This window comes from Comamonas humi (assembly GCF_054782535.1).
In genome coordinates this window covers 445,710-464,045 of record NZ_BAAGSH010000007.1, presented here as the reverse complement: position 1 = coordinate 464,045, position 18,336 = coordinate 445,710, and the positions used below count along the sequence as shown (strand labels likewise).

Genomic DNA, 18,336 nt, shown 5'->3' with positions numbered 1-18,336 from the left:
AACTTGACGATGTTGCGGCGCAACGCGGGCGGGATGATGGTGGCAGACCGTTTTTATCATTGCCATGACTTCCATTCCCTCCTACGTTCCCCCCCACGGCCTGCTCCAGGGCAAGACCGTGCTGGTCACCGCCGCCGCCGGCGCCGGCATCGGCTTTGCGGCAGCCAAGCGCGCTGCCGAAGAAGGCTGCAAGGCCTTGTTCATCTCCGACGTCCACGAGCGCCGCCTGGCCGAAGCCGTGGAGCAGATCAAGAAAGATACGGGTTTGTCCCAGGTCTATGGCCGGCTCTGCGACGTAAGCCAGGAAGACCAGGTGCAGGCCCTGGTCGGCGAGGCCGACGCGGCCATGGGCGGCATCGACGTGCTGATCAACAACGCCGGCCTGGGCACCAGCTGCAAGGTGGTGGATATGGCCGACGACGAGTGGAACAAGGTCATCGACATCACGCTGACCGGCACCTTCCGCATGACGCGCGCCGCGCTCAAGGTGATGCAGCCGCGCGGCAAGGGCGTGATCGTGAACAACGCCTCGGTGCTGGGCTGGCGTGCCCAGGTCGAGCAGGCCCACTACGCGGCGGCCAAGGCCGGCGTGATGGCCCTGACCCGCTGCGCGGCGCTGGAAGCGGCCGAGCACGGCATCCGCATCAACGCCGTCGCGCCGTCCATCGCCATCCACGCCTTCCTGAAGAAGTCGGCCTCCGAGGAGCTGCTGGCCAAGCTGTCCGAGAAGGAAGCCTTCGGCCGCGGCGCCGAGCCCTGGGAAGTGGCCAATGTCATGGTCTTCCTGGCCAGCGACTATTCCTCGTACATGACGGGCGAGGTGGTGTCGGTCAGCTCGCAGCGGGCGTGAGCATGAGCGTCGTTGCAGACACCGTGCTGTTCGATTCCGCCGCCTCCGTGCTGGCCAGCGTGGGCCGCCCGCTGGGCGAAACCCCGTGGATGCAGATCACGCAGGAGCGCATCCAGCAGTTCGCCGACGCCACGGGCGACCACCAGTGGATCCATGTGGACCCGCAAAAGGCCGCCACCGGCCCGTTCGGCGCCTGTGTGGCCCACGGCTACCTGACGCTGTCGCTGGCCAACCTGTTCCTGCCCCAGCTGGTCTCGTACGAGCAGCTGAAGATGGGCGTGAACTATGGCTGCGAGAAGGTGCGCTTTCCGGCGCCGGTGCGCGTGGACTCGTGGGTCCGCGGCAGCGGCGAGGTCGTGGCCGCCACGCCCATCGGTGACGACGGCGTGCAGGTCACGGTCCGTATCATGGTGCAGGTGCGGGATCAGGACAAACCCGGCTGTGTGGTGGAAACCATCAGCCGGTTGTTTTTTGCGATGGAAAATTGAATTTCAAAATAAAGAATTCAATTAGGGTTTAAATTTTTTATGTAACAGTGGTTGAACCGCGGATCGCGGCCACCATTTCGGCAAGGAGGCGGCCCGGCTGCCCCTGCCGACAAGCGAAGCAAGCTAGGAGACAGAGATCATGAGAGACGCAGTCATCGTATCGACGGCACGCACCCCCATCGGCAAGGCGTACCGCGGTGCGTTCAATGACACGGAGGCTCCGGTGCTGGGCGGCCATGTGATCCGCGCAGCCCTCGACAAAGTGGGCGTGGCTGGCGGGGACGTGGGCGATGTGATCCTGGGTATTGCCGCGCAGCAGGGCTCGCAGGGCTACAACCTGGGCCGGCTGTGCGCCTACACGGCGGGCCTGCCCGAGTCCGTGGGCGGCATGGTGATCGACCGCATGTGCGCGTCGGGGCTGATGAGCATTGCCACGGCCGCCAAGAGCGTGATGCTGGGCGAGCTGGACATCGCGGTGGCCGGCGGCCTGGAATCCATCTCGCTGGTGCAGAACAAGCACAAGAACGCCTACCGGGCGCAGTCCAAGGCGGTGCTGGCGGCAGAGCCCACGGCCTATATCCAGATGATCGAGACGGCCGAGATCGTGAGCCAGCGCTACGGCGTCAGCCGCGAGGCCCAGGACGAATATGCGCTGCGCAGCCAGCAGCGCGTGGCGGCGGCCCAGGCCAAGGGCCTGTTCGACGACGAGATCGTGCCGCTCACCACCGTCAAGCAGCTCTTCGACAAGGAAGGCAATGCCACCGGCACCGAGGAAGTGACCCTGGCGCGGGACGAGGGCGCGCGCGCCGACACCACGCTGGAGAGCCTGGCCAGGCTCAAGCCCGTGTGGAAGAACGGCCAGTGGGTGCCCGAAGGCCAGTTCATCACGGCCGGCAATGCTTCCCAGTTGTCCGATGGCGCCAGCGCCTGCGTGGTGATGGGCGCCGACGAGGCGCGCGCCCGCGGCCTGGCGCCGCTGGGCACTTACCGCGGCGTGGCCGTGGCCGGCTGCCGCGCTGACGAGATGGGTATCGGCCCTGTTCATGCCATTCCCAAGCTGCTCAAGCAAAATGGCCTGAGCGTGAGCGACATCGGCCTGTGGGAGATCAACGAGGCCTTTGCCTGCCAGGTGATCTACAGCCGCGACCAGCTGGGCATTCCCGACGATCGCCTGAACGTGAACGGCGGCGCCATCGCCGTCGGACACCCGTTCGGCATGTCGGGTTCGCGCCTGGTGGGGCATGCGCTGCTGGAGGGGCGCCGCCGGGGCGTGCGCTACGTGGTGGTGAGCATGTGCATCGGTGGCGGCATGGGCGCCGCCGGCCTGTTCGAGCTCAACTGAAGCATCGGTCCGCGTGCAGCGAGAGGAGGCGAACATGATGGCCAGTGCCTACGCCAGGATGGGGTTTTCCGCATACACGCCGCCATCGATGGCGTGCGTGATCAAGGATGGCGCGATTCTCGATGGGGTGAGCCCGGCCGCTGCGGCGGCCACGGCCGCCGCCGCTCCCGACGAGCTGATCAGCACCGAGCGCTTCAGCGAGTTCATCAACCATCTCTACGACGCCGTTTCCCAGACGGAGGAATGGGCGCCGTGCCTGGAGGTGATCCGCAAGCAGCTGGGCTGCAATTTCGCGTCGCTGATCATCCGCGACACCAAGGGCGAGCATGAAGGCCTGATCGTGACCGCCGCCGGCGGGCGCACCGACCTGCTGACCCACGACAAATACAGCGAGCTCAGCCCCTTCCGCGACATGCCCAAGGAGCGCTTCATGACCATCACGGACATGATGAGCGAGGCCGAATGGCGCGAATGCTTCTACTACACGGACTGGTGCCGGCTGCACGACGTCTACCATGTGATGGCGGCCAAGATCGTGACCGACGACGGCAGCGTCTACGGCCTGCACGTCACCCGGCCCGAGTCGGCGCCGGCCTTCAGCAAGCGCGACATGGCCCTGGGCCAGCTGCTGATGCCGCACATCCGGCGGGCGCTGAACCTGCATCTGGCGTTGCACCGCGACCGCCAGGTGATCTCGCTATACAGCCGCGCCACCGCGCAGCTGATGGTGGGCGTGGTGGTGCTGGACCAGAACGGCAAGGTGCTGGAAAGCAACCCGGCGGCCACCGGCATCCTGAACATGCAGGACGGGCTGAAGGTCTCGGGCAGCACGCTCGAGGCCACCTACGCCAATGACAACCGCAAGCTCCAGCGTCTGATCAAGGACGCGCTGATGCATTCCCAGCTCGCGGGACTGGGTCTGACCGAAGGCATGTCGGTGAGCCGCCCCTCGGGCCAGCTCAACTGGGGTGTGGTGGTGCAGAGCATCTCGTCCGACGAGTGGACCGAGGGCAAGCAGCGACCCAGCGTGGCGGTGTTCATGCGAGACACCGACGGCAAGGCCGACCCCTCCATCCGCCTGGCCCAGCAGCTGTTCCAGCTCACCCCGGCCGAGACCTCGTTGGCCATCCAGCTGGCCAACGGCTTGTCGCTGGAAGAAGCGGCCGAGGCGCTGAATATCCGCCGCAACACGGCGCGGGCGCATCTGCGCTCCATCTTCTCGAAGACCGGCGTGCGCCGCCAGACCGAGTTGGTGCGGATCTTCCTCAACAGCGTGGCCTGGCTGGGCAGCAAGTAACCGCCCCGGGTTTCTGGATCGCTGCCTGATCGGCTGAAAACCAAAAAAGGCCCATGCAATGCATGGGCCTTTTGCTTGGGCGGCTGGCGCGTCAGGCGGTCTCGGCCTGCGGCGCTTCGGGGGCGTAGCCCACCATGCCCTTGGGCACGTATTTCTTGCCTTCGCACTGCTCCAGGTACTCCTCGGCCTTGGCGCGCGGGTTGTAGAACTGCTTGTACCAGACGCGGACCTTGGCGAAGGCTCCGTCGCTGGGGATGAACATCGGGTTCAGGCAGGCGGCCTTGTGGCGCCAGATCTCGAAGTCCTGCGCCAGGGCGTCGCGGCTGATCACGTGGTAGATCTTGGCCGCGGCGGCATCGGCTTCGGTGGGCTTGCCGCCGTGCTGGGTCTGCACCAGCAGGTTGTGCCAGAGCTTGATCTTGCCGTCCTCGATGGGGGTGTGCATGATCATCATGAAGGCGGCGAACATGCCGGTGTTCTTGGACACCAGAATGCCCGGGCCGTGGTACCGGGTGTCGGTGTGCAGGTCGGCGCTGGCGCCACCTTCGCCCACCAGGGTGCGGTGGCCGCCGCGCTGGCGCTGGATGCAGTGGATGCCCGTGAACTCGTTCTCGAAACCCTTCACGGTGGAGCCGTGGATGGGACCAAGGTGGGCATAGTCGCCCATGTTGTCCACCACTTCCATCGGGTGCTGGTCCAACTCGCCCAGGCGGTCCCATTCGCCGTTGACGTAGGACTCGTCGAACCAGTCGGCGAAGCGGGGCAGTTCGTAGTCGGGCGCGCCGCCTTCGGGGTCGTACCAGACCCAGATGGCGCCGTACTGCTCCACCACCGTCCAGCTCTTGACATTGGCCGCCGGCGGGATGGCGCCGTCGTGGTAGGGGATGTGGTTGCACTTGCCGTCGGCACCGAAGCGCCAGCCGTGGTAGGGGCAGCGGATGCCGTCGCCCTCGACGTTGGTGCCGCCGCCGTCGATCACGATGTAGCTGGTGGTGTTGGGGGCCGCCAGGTGGGTGCGCATGTGCGGGCAGTAGGCGTCCAGCAGTACGACCTTGCCGCTCTCGCGGCCGCGGAACAGCGCGAAGTCCTGGCCGAAGAAGCGCAGCGGCAGGGGCTTGTTGTTGTTCTCGTCGAGCGCCTTGGCGTCGGAAATCATGAACCAGCCGCGCGGGTAGGTGAATTCACCGAGGCGATATTCCTTCGTGGTTGCCATTGCAGGTCTCCAGTATCTGGTTGTGGATCATTGATTCTGCTGAGCGTCATGTGGGGCCGCATACCCTGTTTGGACGAGTCGCGCGGTGGCAGGGGCGCGGCATCGTCCGTTTGCATGTGGTGGGCGCGCGGGTATTGGGCTTTGATGTGCGCCATTGCCACCACGGAAAAGAGAGAGACATGTCCACCATCGTGATCAGCGGCAGCGCCAGCGGGATTGGCGCGGCCACCCGGCAGGCCCTGGAGGCGCAGGGCCACCAGGTCATCGGCATCGACCGGCGCGGCGCCGAAGTCGAGGCGGATCTTTCCAACGCCGCCGGCCGCCACCACGCCGTGGCCGCGGTGCTGGAGCACTGCCCCCAGGGCTTCGACGGCCTGGTGCTGTGCGCGGGCCTGGGCGTGGGCGGGCCGGCGTCCGGCGCGGGCAACGTGGTGTCGGTCAACTACTTCGGCGCGGTCGAGCTGCTCGACGGCCTGCTGCCGGCGCTGCGCAAGGGCCAGTCGCCTGCGGCCGTGGTCATCTCGTCCACCGCCTCGGTGCATGTGAGCTGGGACAGCTGCCCGCTGTCCGCGCCGCTCGAGGCCGGCGACGAGGCCACGGCCCGCGCCATCGTGGAGCAGGCGCCGGACGACGGCCTGTACCTCGCCTATGCCGGCAGCAAGAACGCGCTGACCGTGGCCGTGCGCCGGCGCGCCCAGGCCTGGAGCGACGCCGGCGTGCGCCTGAACACCGTGGCGCCCGGCGCCACCGAGACGCCGCTGCTCAAGAGCGGGCTGGAAAGCGAGCGCTACGGCCAGTCCGTGGCCGACTACCTGCCGCCCATGGGCCGGCGCGCGCGGCCCGAGGAGATGGCGTCGGTGGTGCAGTTCCTGCTGAGCCCGGCCGCCAGCTACGTGCATGCCACGCAGATCTACGTGGATGGCGGCAGCGATGCCACCACCCGTCCCACCCAGTTCTGAGAACGTGTTCACGATCTTTTCGGGGTCGCGCCAGCGCCTTTGCGGGATGGGATGCAAGGCGCGACACCGCAGCCATAGCTGTGCTATGGCGAGGATTCGCAACGCCGCAGACCGCCCGCAAAGGCACTGGCCCGAAGGGTTGGGCCGCCATCGGGCGATTGCTTCGCGCTGCGTCTGGCATGCACAGGAGTGCATTGCCAGTCACAGCACTCGCACTCATCCCGATGGCGGCCCAACGCGATCCCCGAAAAGATCGTGAACACGTTCTAAGAACACGTTCTCACCCCACCCAGAAAGGAAACCCATGAACACCCCCGAACACATGACCGCCGTGGTACAGCGCTACGTGGATGCGCTCAATGCCGACGACCTCGACGCCGTGGTGGCGCTGTATGCCGACAACGCCACGCTGGAAGACCCGGTGGGCTCCACGCCGCTGCAGGGCATCGAGGCCATCCGCGCCTTCTATGCCCAGGTGGTGCCGATGAAGATCCGCCTGGCGCTGCAGGGCGAGGTGCGCGCCGTGGCCAACGAGGCGGCCTTCGCCTTCAGCGTGACCTTGAGCCAGCAGGGCCACACCTCGGTGATCTCGCCGATCGACCACTTCCGCTTCGATGCGGCGGGCAAGGTCGTGAGCATGCGCGCCTTCTTCGGCCCGCAGAACGTCAAGGCCGGCTGACGCCGACGCCGGACCGAGCCAGCATGCTGTCGCTGCAAGAAATCTCCGACCGCCTCGAAATCCAGCAGCTGGCGGTGGACTACTCCACTGCCATCGACCGGCGCGACTTCGAGGCGCTGGACCGCGTCTTCAGCCCCGACGCCTACATCGACTACCGCGCCATGGGCGGCATCGATGGGGCGTTTGCCGAGGTCAAGGCCTGGCTGGTGGGGGCGCTGGGGTTCTTTCCCGCCTACCAGCACATGATCGCCAACCACGCCATCACGCTGCAGGGCGACGAGGCCACGGGCAGGATCATCTGCTTCAACCCCATGGTCATGCCGCAGCCGGACGGCACGCAGCAGACCTTTTTCCTGGGCCTGTGGTACCTGGACGAGTACCGCCGCACGCCCGAAGGCTGGCGCATCGCGCGCCGCAGCGAGGAAAAGTCCTGGACCTCCAACGTGCCGGCATCGCTGGCCGTCTGAGTGGTGCGGCCGGCGCCGGCGCGGTGCGAGAATGGCCGCTGCCCATCACCCGCCAGGGAAAGCCGCTTGATCTCCACCCGTCCCATCGCCGCCCACGAATGGCCCGCCTACCGGCAACTGCGCCTGCAGGCGCTGCAGGATTCGCCCCAGGCCTTTTCCAGCACCTGGGAGGATGAGTCGGCCCGGGCCGATGCGCATTGGTCCACGCGCCTGGCCGAGGCTGCTCGCGGCGGCATGGATTTGCCGCTGTTCGCCATCAACAGTGACCAGATTCACGGCGAGCAGCCCTGCGGCCTGCTGTGGTGCAAGCGCTCGGCCACGGAGCCGGGCGTGGCCGATCTCTACCAGATGTGGGTGGCGCCCGCCGCGCGCGGCCTGGGCGCGGGCCATGCCTTGCTCACGCACGCGCTGGACTGGGCCCGGGGCCACGGCGTGCGCCGGGTCCGGCTGGGCGTGACCATCGCCGACTCGCCCGCCATGCGCCTGTACGCCGCGCACGGCTTTCGCGCCAGCGCAGAGCCCGAGCCGCTGCGCCCGGGCTCGGCACTGAAAGTGCAAGCCATGGAGCTGGTCTGGGACTGAGCGCGCGAAAAATATTTTGATAGCTGCTGCCACTTGTCTGTAAATGATTTCAATATGAAAAGCATCTGAAATCATTGCATGACGATCGCTAAAAGCTATCTTATTTGATCCACCGCTGCTCATCCACCACGAACATGCGCGAGGCGCCGCGCTCGAACAGGTGCTCCTCGTCGCGCGCGATCTGCTCGGCGATGGCGGGCTCGGCGGCCGTGGCGACGAAGCGCTCGTAGGCGGCGCGGTCCTCGAACCACATCTCGGTGATGACGTCGAAGTCGATGGGCGCGGCATCGGGAAAGACAAAGGCGCCCGCCAGGTCGAGGAAGTTGCTGCGGTAGTCGACGAGGCCCGGCAGCAGCCGGCGGATCAGCACCGCATGGTGGCGACGGTAGTAGTCCTCGAACTGCTCGCGGCTGATATCGGCACGCTTGCGCAGCAGGGCCATGCATTTGTACATTGCGGTGTCTCCTGGGTAGGGGGCGAGAGGGCTTCAGCGCCCCTCGAAGCGCGGCGTGCGCTTGTCGAGGAAGGCGTTCATGCCCTCCTTCTGGTCCTGCGTGGCGAACAGCAGCTGGTTGGCCTTGCGCTCCAGCATCAGCGCCGTCTCCAGCGGCGCGTCCATGCCGGCGATCACCACCTCCTTGATCTGGGCCACGGCCAGCGGCGGCATGCGGGCGATCAAGGCGGCCATCTGCAGGGCCTCGGCCAGCACCTGGCCGTCGTCGCAGACCAGGCTGACCAGGCCCATGGCGCAGGCTTCGTCGGCCGTCACGGGCTGGCCGGTGAGCAGGATGCGCATGGCCTGGAACTTGCCCACGGCGCGCACCAGGCGCTGCGTGCCGCCTATGCCGGGCATGATGCCGATGCGCACCTCGGGCTGGGCAAAGCGGGCGCCGCGGCCCGCGATGATGATGTCGCAGTGCATGGCCAACTCGGCCCCGCCGCCCAGCGCCAGGCCGCAGACTGCCGCGATCAGCGGCTTGGGGCAGCGCTCGATGGGCGCCCACAGCCGCTCGGTGTGGCGCTGCAGGATCTCTATGGGCCCGCAGGCGTCGAGGCTGCGGATGTCCGCGCCGGCGGCGAACACGGTGTCCCCGCCGGTCAGCACGATGCAGCGCACGTCCGCGTCGTCGGCCAGCTCGCGCAGGGCCTGCGACAGCGCCGTCTGCAGCGACAGGCTGAGCGCGTTGCGCACCTGCGGCCGGTTCATGCGCACCAGGGCCACGCCGTCCGGCCTGCGCTCCACGACCAGCTCGGGCTCGGTGGGTGGCGCATGCTCCGTGGTCTGGCTGCCTGCAGGGCTCATCCGGCTCTCCTTGGGTTGAATGGCCTCCATGCTCGGCCGCGGCCGGGCCGCGGGCATCGTCCCTTTGGACGTATCTGCCGCGCAGGCCCAAACCTAAATTGCCTGCATGAATACGAACCACGAATTTCAGGACCAGGTAGTGCTGGTCACGGGCGGCACCAAGGGTATTGGCAAGGGCATCGCGCAGGCCTTCCTGGCGGCCGGCGCCACGGTGGTGGTCTGCGGCCGCCAGCAGCCCGAGGATATGCCCGCGCACGCCGGGCGCAGCGCCGATTTCATCGCCTGCGATGTGCGCGAGGCCCAGGCCGTGCAGGACCTGGTGAACGAGGTGCGCAGCCGCCATGGCCGGCTCGACGTGCTGGTCAACAACGCTGGCGGCGCGCCTGCCGCGGACGCGGCCACGGTCTCGCCGCGCTTTCACGAAAGCGTGCTGCGGCTGAACCTGTTCTCCACGCTGCACGCCTCGCAGGCGGCCAATGCCGTGATGCAGCAGCAGGCGCAGGGCGGCGTCATCGTCTGCATAGGCAGCATCAGCGCGCTGCGCCCCTCGCCGGGCACGGCCGCCTATGGCGCGGCCAAGGCGGCGGTGCTGAGCCTGGTGGGTTCGCTGGCCGTGGAATGGGCGCCCAAGGTGCGCGTGGTGGCCGTGAGCCCCGGGCCGGTGCGCACCGAGCAATCCCACCTGCACTTCGGCGACGAGGACGGCCTGGCCGCCGTGGCGCAGACCATTCCGGCCGGCCGCCTGGCCGAGCCCGAGGACATTGCCCAGGCCTGTTTGTTCGTGGCCTCGGGCCGCGCCTCGTACATGAGCGGCACCAACCTGCTGCTGCACGGCGGCGGCGAGCGCCCGGCGTTTCTGGGCGCATCCAACGCCGAGCACCGGTAAGAGCAATGGCCGGCTGAAAGGAGACAGTGGCGATGGCACCAGAGGAGCACCGGTCGGCAGACGGGGCCGGAGACCGACAGCAGTTGTTGAACGCGCTCTACGACAGCCTGGCCGAATTGCCGATGTGGGAGGGGTTTCTCCGTGCCGCGTGCGCGTCCTTCGCATGCAGCCACGCGTCATTGAGCTTTGGTTCACGGCCCGGCCAGCAGGACGAGCCCGTGCAGTTCGCAGACCAGGAGGCGGCGCAGGAGGCGGTGGATGCCTGGTACCGCCTGGGCCTGTTCGACGATTTGCCGCTGGAGGTTCCCGCCGAGATCCACGCCCCGGAGATTCCCGCGATGGGCGACGGAATGCACCGCGGCCTGGTGATGCCCGTGGCCATTGAAGGCGGCAGAACCCTGTATTTTGCACTTTGGCAGGGCGCTTCGGGCCATGCATTCGATGAGGCCGCGCACCGGTTGCTGGCAGGGCTGGTCGCACCGCTGAAGCGAGGCGCCCGGCTGTTCTTCCGCATAGCGGACCTGGAGCGTCGGCAAAACGTATTTGACGCTGCGATCGAGACGACCGACACCGGCGTGATCCTTGTCTCCCCCGGTGGAAGTGTTCTGTTCACCAACAAGGTCGCGGATGCGATGCTGCGGGCGGGAGTGGGATTGCTCCTGGTGAATGGCAGGCTGCGTGCGCGGAACGCGGCCGAGACCGCGGTGCTCATGGAGCACATTCGGTACAAGGCCGCCGAGCAGCAGGCCGAGCCGGACTGGCAAGCCTATGCGCCCATTGCGCTGGAGCGGCCCGGCAATCCGCTGCCGCTCACGGTGATCGTGCGGCCCGGGCCGGCGTTCTATCCGCTGCGCAATCCCTTGCAGCGCACGGCCATGCTGGTGCTGCGTGATCCGGGGCGGCGGCTGATCCCGGCGCATACCCTGACCCGCTTGTTCGGGCTGACTCCTGCCGAGTCGCTGCTGGCGAGCGAGCTCGCGCGTGGCGTCAGCCTGGGGGAGGCCGCGATGCATCTGGGCGTGAGCCGCAACACCGTGCGCAGCCAGCTTCAGGCGATCTTCATGAAGACCGGCACGAACCGGCAAGGCGAGCTGGTTCGGATGCTGCTGAGTTCTGCGGCTGCGTTGTCGCGCTGAGCGATCAGGGCTGGCGCGAGCCTCGGACCAGGCGTCCGGGCAGGGCGCCGGTAGCCTCCCCGTGGACATAGACGAGCTGCCCGCTCACGATGGTCGCGGCATAGCCCTCAGAGCGCTGCACCAGCCGCCGGCCGCCGCCCGGCAGGTCGCTGGTGGTTTCGGGGGCATGCAGGTACAGGTTGTCAAGGTCGATCACGTTGATGTCTGCCTTGAGCCCTGGTGCCAGCAGGCCTCGGTCGAGCAGCCCGAGCAACTGCGCGGGGGCGCGGCTGAGGCGATGGACCAGGTCCTGGATGGGCAGCCTGCCTTCGGCCCTGTCGCGCCCCCAGTGCATCAGCATGAACGTCGAATAGCTGGCGTCGCAGATCGTGCCGCAATGCGCCCCGCCGTCGCCCAGGCCCGGAATGATGTCGCGATGCTTCAGCAGCGTGCCAACGGCGTCCAGCGTTCCGTCCGTCAGGTTGCCCAGCGCCATGTAGAGCATGGCGCCTTCCTGGAGCAGCAGGTCATAGGCGAGCGCTTCCGGCGCCACGCCGGCACGCGCCGCGCGGGCCGCGATGCTGCGCTCCGGGGGCTGCTCGTAGTTGGGCGGGTCGCCCAGTTCGAACATGGCGTCGAACTGGCGCACCATGCGGCCCAGCATCGACGGCGCATTCGCGTCCAAGGGCTCCGACAGGATCGCCTGGCGGACCTCGGGCCGGCGCAGGATGTCCAGCCGCTCGGGCCAGGGGGTGGAGGCGATGTCCACATACGATGGCGTCGAGTAGAACGGATTCAGCGTGAGATGGTGGCCGAGCATCATGCCGATCCCGCGGGGCAGTACCTGGCCCTTGATGGTGAGCCCGGCATCGTTCGCGGCCTCCAGCTCGGCCACCAGCCGTGGCCAGGCCTGGGGGCCCTGGTTGGCCGTGCCGATGGTGAAGGTCACCGGCCGATTCGAGCGTTCGGCGAGTCGGGTGACGAGGGCGAGGCTGGCTCCCGGCAGGTGGAGATCCTCGACCATCTGGAATACGCCATGCCCGCGCAGGCGCATCGTTTCGGCCAACCCCAGCAGCTCGGTCTCGGCGGCCTCGAAGGTGGGGATGGGATTGCCGTCGCTGGAGCGATGGAAGAGCGTGCGGGAGGTGCCGATGCCCACCGCGCCGGCATCCAGCGCCTCGCCGAACAAGGCGCACATCCGCTCGATATCGGCGGTGGTCGCTGGCTCGCGGTTCACCGCGCGCTCTCCCATCACATAGACGCGCAGCGCGGCGTGCGGGAGGTAGCACGCAACATCCATGTCATAGGGGCGCGAAGCGAGCAAATCAAGGTAGTCGGGAAAGGATTCCCAGGTCCACGGCAACCCCGTCTTCAGCACCGGGAAGGGGATGTCCTCCACGCCCTCCATCAGATGGATCAAGGCGTCTTGCTGTTCCGCGCGGCAGGGCGCGAACCCAACCCCGCAGTTGCCGACCACTGCCGTCGTGATGCCGTGGAACGACGAGGGGCGGAGCCGGTTTTCCCAGGTCACATGCCCGTCGTAGTGGGTATGCGCATCAATGAATCCCGGCGTGACCAGCATGCCCGTAGCGTCAATCTCCTGTGCGCCCTTGGGCAGGGCCGCGCCCACGGCTGCGATCTTCCCGCCGATGATGCCGATATCGGCGGCGAAAGGCGTCTCTCCCGATCCATCGACGATCAGGCCATTGCGGATCACCAGATCGAAACTGCTCATGCGGCGGCTCCATCGGGGTGGGCGGACAGCAGGCGGCCGACCGTGGTGCTGCCGCGCAAGGTGGCGCGGTGGACCGTGCGGATGACATCGACGGGATGCCCCATGGCGGCGTGCATCATGCGGTAGTTGTCCCAGAGGATGACATCGCCTTCCTGCCAGTCGTGCTCGTACATGAACCGTGGCTGGACCACCGCGCCGATGAGCGTCTGGATCAGCGCATCGCCCTCGGCCTCATCCATGCCGACGATGCTCTGGATATTGAGCGGGCAGAGATTCATGACTGGCGTGCCGGTGGCGGGGTGCCGCCACACGAGCGGGCGGGCGAGCGGCGGGTAGTCGGGAAACTTCGCGCTGGATTCGCCGACGCGTATGCCGCCGGGGTTGCTGAACTTCATCCCGGCGAGATTGGCACAGAAGTCGAACCGCGCTTCGACCCCCTCCAGGCGCAGCTTCAAGGCGTCGTCGAGTGCCTGGTAGGCGAGGGCGGTGTCGAGCCACGCGGTGCTGCCGCCCACCGAGGCCTTGTGCACCATGTTGAGCAGCGCGCCGGCATTCGGCACCTGCTGGAAGGCGAGATCGGTATGCCACGGAATCCGGCCATAGGTCGGGATGCCATCGAAGGCGTAGACCGGGCCGCGCGCGCCCCCCTGGTTGGTGAGCGCGATCAACTCGGGGTGGCCGGGCATGCGGATGCTCTCGATCGGGTGCGGCTCCAGTTCGCCGAAGCAGCGGCTCAGCTCCAGCAAACGTTCAGGCGCCGTGCCCACGCCGCGAAACAGCACCATGCCGGCGTCCCGCCAGATGGCGATGAGCTGGCGGCGCGTCGCTTCGTCGATTCCTCGGTCGAGATCCAATCCAAACACTTCTTGCCCGATTGGGGGCAGTGCTTTGGTGCTGAGCATGTCGTGTCTCCTGAATGGGTTGGGGGCATTGTGATGGGCCCATGCGATGGAGGCGTCATGCAAATGGATGAAGCGGCGCGAGGCAGGCGCGATGCGGCTTTGCGTCATGCATCTGCATGATGCGGTCGCGGCTCTGCGCGCCCATGATGCCAGCCATCGGGAGCCATGCAGGGCGTCGCCATAGATGCTTTCCTGCGTGAATCTCCAAGGCTCGATCCGTCAGGAGGCAACAGGAATGGACAGTTTGATAAGCGGCGCAGAGATGGTGACCCGTGCGCTCGAAACACTGGGAGTGCGCTGCATTTTTGGCGTTCCGAGCCAGCACAATCTGGCGCTCTACGATGCGTTGTCGAGGTCCGGGAAAATCCGCGTCGTCGGTGCGCGCCACGAAGCCGGTGCGGTGCACGCCGCCGACGGCTACGCTCGTGCCACAGGCGAACTCGGTGTCGCTGTGGTTTCCACCGGGCCGGGCACCGCCAATGCGATGAACGGGCTCTATGAAGCGGCGTTCGCCTCTTCGCCGGTGATGCTGATCACGACGCAGATCAATCGTGCGCACCTGGGCAGGAACAAGGCGTTCATCCACGATGCCGGCAACCAGTTCGCCATGCTCCAGTCGGTGACGCGCCGCACGGAGCGCGTGCTGCACGCACAGCAGATATTCGAGGCGGTGCTGGGGCTGGGGCGCGATATCGTGACGGGCCGTGCGCAGCCCGGCGCGATCGAGATTCCGACCGACCTGCTCAATGAGCAAGCGCTGGCAAGCCCCCGGACGGTCCCGGCTGTCCCGCGCATTGCGCCCAGGGCCGACGAGATTGCCGCTGCAGCGGCGCTCATCGCCGGAGCCCGCCGCCCGCTCGTCTGGATGGGAGGAGGCTGCGTGCGCAGCGGGGCGCAGGAGGCCGTCAGGGCCTTTGTCGAACATCTCGGCGCGCCCGTCGCCACCACCCTCAATGGCCGCAGCGCCTTGCCCACCGACCATCCGCTCGCGGTCGGCAGCGCCACCTTCCATCCGCCGTTCCGGCAACTCCTGGAGGAGAGCGATCTGGTGCTGGCGGTGGGGACGCGCTTCCAGGCGGTGGCGACGGCCTTCTGGTCGCTGCCGCTGGGTAAAAGGCTGGTGCAGATCGACGTCGACGCCTCGATGATCGGCTGCAACTACCCGGCCGCCGCCGGGGTTGTCGGCGACGCCGGGTTGGCGCTCGACGCGCTGCGGGCCGCGATCCCGGGCGGCAGCGTCGATCCTTCGTTCGTGGCGCTGGGCGACGCGACGCGCAAAGCCTTGCTCGCTGAATCGACGCGCCGCATCGGGCCGGACCACGCCCGGCTGTGCGAGATTCTGGATGAGCGCCTGCCCAGGGATCGCAACATCGTGTGCGACGCGACGCTGGTCGGCAACAGCTGGGCGGGATTCCGCTTGCCGGTGCGTGATTTTCGCGGTTTCACCTACAGCACGAGCCTGTCGATCGGGGTCGCGCTGCCGCTCGCCATCGGTGCCGCGATCGGCTCGGGGCGGCGCACCGTGGCGATCCATGGCGACGGCGGGGTGATGCTCAATATCGGTGAACTCGCAACAGCGGTGGAGGCGAAGGCCCGGCTGACGCTGATTGTTTTCAACGACAGGGGTTATGGCGTTCTCAAGATGCTCCAGAAGGCGGCAGGCGTGCAGCCGTTTGGCGTAGACCTGCATACCCCGGATTTCGTCGCGCTGGGCCAGGCGATGGGGATGCCCTCCGAGCGCATCGAGAGCCCCGATGGCTTTGCCGCGGCGCTCGATCGCTCCCTCCTGATCGACGGCCCGTCGCTCATCGAAGTCGATCTCACCAAGATGGAGGCACTGGGCTTATGAGCACCCCGATTGTGCAGCGCGATGATCGCTACAAGTGGGTGATTCTGATCGCGGCGTTCATCGCGCAGATGCTCGCGGTCGGCAGCACCAGTTTCGGCTTCGGGCTGTTCGTCAAGCCGCTGGGGCAGGAGTTCGGCTTGTCGCGCGCCGACGTCAACCTGGGCTTGATGCTGCTGATCGTCGGCATGGCCTTGGTTTCGCCGCTGGTGGGGCGCCTGCTCGACCGATTTTCTGCGCGCTGGACCATGCTCGGTGGCGCGCTGCTGTTTGGCGTGGGGGCGGTGCTCGTCGCCGTGGCCCGCGACCTGTGGCTGCTGGCCCTGGCCACTTTTCTGCCGCTGGCGTTCGGGACGGCGGCGCTGGGGCCCATCACCGCCTCGACCCTGATCGCGCGCTGGTTTGACGAGCGCCGGGGGCGGGCGCTCGGCATCGTCGCGATCTCGGCCTCTGCAGGTGGTGCGCTCGTCGTGCCGGTCATGTCGATGCTCATCGAGCGTTGGGGCTGGCGCCATGCGGCCGGCGGCGTGGGCCTGGCGGTGGGTGCGATCTGCACGTTGCTGGCGTTGCTGGTCATCCGGGATCGGGCGCCATCGCCCGGCGCGGGCCGAGCCCATTCGTCGCCGGATCAACGCTGGACTGTTCGGCAACTGCTGGCAACGCGGGACTTCTGGCTGCTGGTCATCTCGGTGGGCCTGATGCTGGCGATGAGCCAGGCGCTGCTGAGTTCGCTGGTCGCGTATGGCACCGACCGGGGATTCTCGCTGGCGCAGGCGACGGCGCTCATTACCGCGGTTTCGGCGTCGTCGATCGCCGGGAAGGTGCTGATCGGGCTGCTCGCGGATGTGGTGGACAAGCGCTTGCTGCTGGTCGGCGTGGTGCTGCTGCTGGAGCTGTTCCTGGTGGCCCTGTTGCAGCATCCCGGCTTCCCGGCGCTCTTCGCCTGCTGCCTGGTCGCCGGCGCGGCGATTGGCGGGGTGTCGCCGATCTGGGCGGCGCTGATTTCGGCGCGCTTTGGCATCGCCTCATTCGGCATGGTGATGGGGCTCACGGTGCAGGCCCAGATGCCGCTGCTGCTCGTTGCGCTGCGTTTCATCGGCCAGAGCCACGACCGCTCGGGCAGCTACGACCAGGCGTTCTTCGTCTTCGCCCTGCTGGCTCCCATCGCGCTGCTCGCCGCGCTGGCGCTGGGGCGGCCCAAATTCCCACAGCTATAGGCGGTGGTGGCGGCCTGCCTGGCGATCGCATTGTTTTCAGTACTACAACTTGATCCTAGGAGATTCCAATGAAGTGTTTGATGACCCTGGCCGCGGCCGCGAGCCTGGTGGCGGCGGTGCCGGCCCATGCCAAGGCCACCGCGAGCGAGGTGGAGCAACTGGGCAAGAGCCTGACCTGTGTGGGCGCCATCAAGGCCGGTAACAAGGAGGGCACGATCCCCGAGTTCACCGGCAAGTGGCTGGGCGCGCCGTCCGGCGTGGCCCACCAGCGTGCCAGCGGTCAGCACCCGGTGGACATCTATGCGGACGAGAAGCCGCTGTTCACCATCACGGCGGCCAACTATGAGCAGTACGCCGACAAGCTCAGCCCGGGCCAGAAGGCTATGTTCCAGCGGTACCCCAAGACCATGCAGATGCCCGTCTACCCGGGGCACCGCGACTTTCGCTATGCCGACGAAGTGTGCGCGATCATCAAGGCCAATGCGCAGGATGCCACGCTGGAGGAGGGCGGCCTGGGCAGCAAGGGGCGCATGGGGGCCATCAATTTCCCGTTTCCCAAGACGGGCCTGGAGGCCTTGTGGAACAGCTTGCTGCCCACCCGCGCCTATACCGAGGAAAGCACGGCCGATGTGATCAATGTGCTGTCCAACGGCAACTTCGTGAATGGGCGCAGGGAGGCGCGCTATCTCTCGCCATTCAATGATCCGGCCAACTACGGCAAGCCCATGGGGGATGTGACGGCCTATGCCTTCACCAAGGTGCAGTTGCCCGAGCGTGAAAAAGGGAACGTGACGGTCATTGTGGAGCCGGCCAACTACGGTGCGAACAAGCGCCTGGCCTGGCAGTATGACCCCGGCACCCGGCGTGTGCGGCAGCTGCCCGAATTCGGCTTCGACATGCCGACACCGGGCACCGGCGGCAAGCTCACCACCGATTCCGATCGGCTGTTCAACGGTTCACCGGATCGCTACGACTGGAAGCTGCAGGGCAAGAAGGAGATGTACATACCGGCGAACGCCTACCGGGTGATGCAGCCGACGATCAAGTACAAGGATCTGCTCACGCCAGGCCATGCCAATCCCGAGTACATGCGCTACGAATTGCGCCGCGTGTGGGTGATCGAGGGGACGCTGAAGCCGAGCTACCGCCACGTCTACGGCAAGCGCGTGCTGTATGCCGATGAAGACACGGGCCAGGCCGTGGTGGCCGACATGTACGACGTTCGCGGCGAGCTGTGGCAGTACGCCTTCATCAACATGTACTACTCGTTCGACCTGAGGGCCTGGCATGCGGGCGCGTCGTTCTACCACGACCTCCAGGCCGGCGTGTACCTGGGTTTCGCCTTGAGCAATGAGCGGCCTCTGGGGCCGATCCTGGATCGCGGTGGCTTGACGCCGGCCATGTACACGCCCGAAGCGGCGCGCAACGCGGGCAACTGACCACCGGCCGCTGCGG

General features: G+C 67.2%; 18 protein-coding genes. 13 read left to right on the top strand and 5 right to left on the bottom strand.

Translation table 11 applies throughout. The features are described from left to right. Positions 1 to 64: 64 nt before the first annotated feature. The 4 genes from ACYVKR_RS09340 to ACYVKR_RS09325 all read left to right on the top strand — a co-directional run bounded on the left by ACYVKR_RS09340 (position 65) and on the right by ACYVKR_RS09325 (position 3,977). The gene (locus ACYVKR_RS09340) at positions 65 to 850 is read left to right on the top strand and encodes an SDR family oxidoreductase (protein WP_460480544.1); all 786 of its coding nucleotides are present in this window, start codon (positions 65 to 67) and stop codon (positions 848 to 850) included. A gap of 2 nt (positions 851 to 852) precedes the next feature. Then, the gene (locus tag ACYVKR_RS09335; RefSeq protein ID WP_460480543.1) at positions 853 to 1,338 is read left to right on the top strand and encodes a MaoC family dehydratase; all 486 of its coding nucleotides are present in this window, start codon (positions 853 to 855) and stop codon (positions 1,336 to 1,338) included. Between the two features lie 139 nt (positions 1,339 to 1,477). After that, positions 1,478 to 2,680 (top strand): thiolase family protein, encoded by a 1,203-nt coding sequence (locus tag ACYVKR_RS09330; protein WP_460480542.1) that lies wholly within the window; start codon positions 1,478 to 1,480, stop codon positions 2,678 to 2,680. A gap of 34 nt (positions 2,681 to 2,714) precedes the next feature. After that, complete coding sequence (locus ACYVKR_RS09325) at positions 2,715 to 3,977, top strand: helix-turn-helix transcriptional regulator (protein WP_460480541.1); 1,263 nt, start codon at positions 2,715 to 2,717, stop codon at positions 3,975 to 3,977. Between the two features lie 91 nt (positions 3,978 to 4,068). Here ACYVKR_RS09325 and ACYVKR_RS09320 read toward each other — a convergent pair whose 3' ends face one another. After that, positions 4,069 to 5,190, bottom strand: a complete 1,122-nt coding sequence (locus ACYVKR_RS09320; RefSeq protein WP_460480539.1) for a Rieske 2Fe-2S domain-containing protein — start codon at positions 5,188 to 5,190, stop codon at positions 4,069 to 4,071. A gap of 179 nt (positions 5,191 to 5,369) precedes the next feature. On the opposite strand from ACYVKR_RS09320, the gene ACYVKR_RS09315 reads away from it, so the two are divergent. The 4 genes from ACYVKR_RS09315 to ACYVKR_RS09300 all read left to right on the top strand — a co-directional run bounded on the left by ACYVKR_RS09315 (position 5,370) and on the right by ACYVKR_RS09300 (position 7,877). After that, complete coding sequence (locus ACYVKR_RS09315; RefSeq protein ID WP_460480538.1) at positions 5,370 to 6,149, top strand: Rossmann-fold NAD(P)-binding domain-containing protein; 780 nt, start codon at positions 5,370 to 5,372, stop codon at positions 6,147 to 6,149. A 304-nt stretch (positions 6,150 to 6,453) separates the two neighbouring features. Beyond that, positions 6,454 to 6,828, top strand: a complete 375-nt coding sequence (locus tag ACYVKR_RS09310; RefSeq protein ID WP_460480536.1) for a nuclear transport factor 2 family protein — start codon at positions 6,454 to 6,456, stop codon at positions 6,826 to 6,828. 23 nt (positions 6,829 to 6,851) lie between these two features. Then, positions 6,852 to 7,295 (top strand): nuclear transport factor 2 family protein, encoded by a 444-nt coding sequence (locus ACYVKR_RS09305; RefSeq protein ID WP_460480535.1) that lies wholly within the window; start codon positions 6,852 to 6,854, stop codon positions 7,293 to 7,295. Between the two features lie 66 nt (positions 7,296 to 7,361). After that, positions 7,362 to 7,877 (top strand): GNAT family N-acetyltransferase, encoded by a 516-nt coding sequence (locus ACYVKR_RS09300; protein ID WP_460480534.1) that lies wholly within the window; start codon positions 7,362 to 7,364, stop codon positions 7,875 to 7,877. A 100-nt stretch (positions 7,878 to 7,977) separates the two neighbouring features. Here ACYVKR_RS09300 and ACYVKR_RS09295 read toward each other — a convergent pair whose 3' ends face one another. Beyond that, positions 7,978 to 8,331, bottom strand: a complete 354-nt coding sequence (locus ACYVKR_RS09295) for an EthD domain-containing protein (protein ID WP_460480532.1) — start codon at positions 8,329 to 8,331, stop codon at positions 7,978 to 7,980. 33 nt (positions 8,332 to 8,364) lie between these two features. Continuing rightward, positions 8,365 to 9,180: an enoyl-CoA hydratase gene (locus tag ACYVKR_RS09290; protein WP_460480531.1), complete on the bottom strand. Its 816-nt coding sequence runs from the start codon at positions 9,178 to 9,180 to the stop codon at positions 8,365 to 8,367. Positions 9,181 to 9,286: 106 nt separating this feature from the next. Between ACYVKR_RS09290 and ACYVKR_RS09285 the strand changes: the two genes are divergently transcribed. Together ACYVKR_RS09285 and ACYVKR_RS09280 are read left to right on the top strand one after the other, a co-directional pair. Further along, on the top strand, positions 9,287 to 10,066 hold the full coding sequence (locus ACYVKR_RS09285) for an SDR family oxidoreductase (RefSeq protein WP_460480530.1): 780 nt from the start codon (positions 9,287 to 9,289) through the stop codon (positions 10,064 to 10,066). An 86-nt stretch (positions 10,067 to 10,152) separates the two neighbouring features. Further along, positions 10,153 to 11,202, top strand: a complete 1,050-nt coding sequence (locus ACYVKR_RS09280) for a helix-turn-helix transcriptional regulator (RefSeq protein ID WP_460480529.1) — start codon at positions 10,153 to 10,155, stop codon at positions 11,200 to 11,202. Between the two features lie 4 nt (positions 11,203 to 11,206). On the opposite strand, the gene ACYVKR_RS09275 is transcribed toward ACYVKR_RS09280, so the two are convergent. Beyond that, positions 11,207 to 12,916 carry an N-acyl-D-amino-acid deacylase family protein gene (locus ACYVKR_RS09275; RefSeq protein ID WP_460480527.1) on the bottom strand — a complete coding sequence of 570 codons (1,710 nt, stop codon included), beginning with the start codon at positions 12,914 to 12,916 and terminating at the stop codon, positions 11,207 to 11,209. Next, the gene (locus tag ACYVKR_RS09270; protein ID WP_460480526.1) at positions 12,913 to 13,818 is read right to left on the bottom strand and encodes a TauD/TfdA dioxygenase family protein; all 906 of its coding nucleotides are present in this window, start codon (positions 13,816 to 13,818) and stop codon (positions 12,913 to 12,915) included. Before ACYVKR_RS09270 ends, ACYVKR_RS09275 begins: the two co-directional genes overlap by 4 nt. 235 nt (positions 13,819 to 14,053) lie before the next feature. Between ACYVKR_RS09270 and ACYVKR_RS09265 the strand changes: the two genes are divergently transcribed. The 3 genes from ACYVKR_RS09265 (at position 14,054) to ACYVKR_RS09255 (ending at position 18,320) form a co-directional block, all read left to right on the top strand. Further along, a complete protein-coding gene (locus tag ACYVKR_RS09265; RefSeq protein ID WP_460480525.1) occupies positions 14,054 to 15,667 on the top strand; it encodes a thiamine pyrophosphate-binding protein in 1,614 nt (537 codons plus the stop codon). Beyond that, positions 15,664 to 16,881, top strand: a complete 1,218-nt coding sequence (locus ACYVKR_RS09260; RefSeq protein WP_460480524.1) for an MFS transporter — start codon at positions 15,664 to 15,666, stop codon at positions 16,879 to 16,881. Before ACYVKR_RS09265 ends, ACYVKR_RS09260 begins: the two co-directional genes overlap by 4 nt. 68 nt (positions 16,882 to 16,949) lie before the next feature. Beyond that, on the top strand, positions 16,950 to 18,320 hold the full coding sequence (locus tag ACYVKR_RS09255) for a DUF1329 domain-containing protein (RefSeq protein ID WP_460480523.1): 1,371 nt from the start codon (positions 16,950 to 16,952) through the stop codon (positions 18,318 to 18,320). Positions 18,321 to 18,336 lie beyond the last annotated feature (16 nt).

What these genes read in the sequence shown, in the direction of transcription:
- ACYVKR_RS09340 (WP_460480544.1), top strand. Translation starts at nt 65, where the DNA reads ATGACTTCCATTCCCTCCTACGTTCCCCCCCACGGCCTGCTCCAGGGC.
- ACYVKR_RS09335 (WP_460480543.1), top strand. Translation starts at nt 853, where the DNA reads ATGAGCGTCGTTGCAGACACCGTGCTGTTCGATTCCGCCGCCTCCGTG.
- ACYVKR_RS09330 (WP_460480542.1), top strand. Translation starts at nt 1,478, where the DNA reads ATGAGAGACGCAGTCATCGTATCGACGGCACGCACCCCCATCGGCAAG.
- ACYVKR_RS09325 (WP_460480541.1), top strand. Translation starts at nt 2,715, where the DNA reads ATGATGGCCAGTGCCTACGCCAGGATGGGGTTTTCCGCATACACGCCG.
- ACYVKR_RS09320 (WP_460480539.1), bottom strand. Translation starts at nt 5,190, where the DNA reads ATGGCAACCACGAAGGAATATCGCCTCGGTGAATTCACCTACCCGCGC.
- ACYVKR_RS09315 (WP_460480538.1), top strand. Translation starts at nt 5,370, where the DNA reads ATGTCCACCATCGTGATCAGCGGCAGCGCCAGCGGGATTGGCGCGGCC.
- ACYVKR_RS09310 (WP_460480536.1), top strand. Translation starts at nt 6,454, where the DNA reads ATGAACACCCCCGAACACATGACCGCCGTGGTACAGCGCTACGTGGAT.
- ACYVKR_RS09305 (WP_460480535.1), top strand. Translation starts at nt 6,852, where the DNA reads ATGCTGTCGCTGCAAGAAATCTCCGACCGCCTCGAAATCCAGCAGCTG.
- ACYVKR_RS09295 (WP_460480532.1), bottom strand. Translation starts at nt 8,331, where the DNA reads ATGTACAAATGCATGGCCCTGCTGCGCAAGCGTGCCGATATCAGCCGC.
- ACYVKR_RS09290 (WP_460480531.1), bottom strand. Translation starts at nt 9,180, where the DNA reads ATGAGCCCTGCAGGCAGCCAGACCACGGAGCATGCGCCACCCACCGAG.
- ACYVKR_RS09285 (WP_460480530.1), top strand. Translation starts at nt 9,287, where the DNA reads ATGAATACGAACCACGAATTTCAGGACCAGGTAGTGCTGGTCACGGGC.
- ACYVKR_RS09275 (WP_460480527.1), bottom strand. Translation starts at nt 12,916, where the DNA reads ATGAGCAGTTTCGATCTGGTGATCCGCAATGGCCTGATCGTCGATGGA.
- ACYVKR_RS09270 (WP_460480526.1), bottom strand. Translation starts at nt 13,818, where the DNA reads ATGCTCAGCACCAAAGCACTGCCCCCAATCGGGCAAGAAGTGTTTGGA.
- ACYVKR_RS09265 (WP_460480525.1), top strand. Translation starts at nt 14,054, where the DNA reads ATGGACAGTTTGATAAGCGGCGCAGAGATGGTGACCCGTGCGCTCGAA.
- ACYVKR_RS09260 (WP_460480524.1), top strand. Translation starts at nt 15,664, where the DNA reads ATGAGCACCCCGATTGTGCAGCGCGATGATCGCTACAAGTGGGTGATT.
- ACYVKR_RS09255 (WP_460480523.1), top strand. Translation starts at nt 16,950, where the DNA reads ATGAAGTGTTTGATGACCCTGGCCGCGGCCGCGAGCCTGGTGGCGGCG.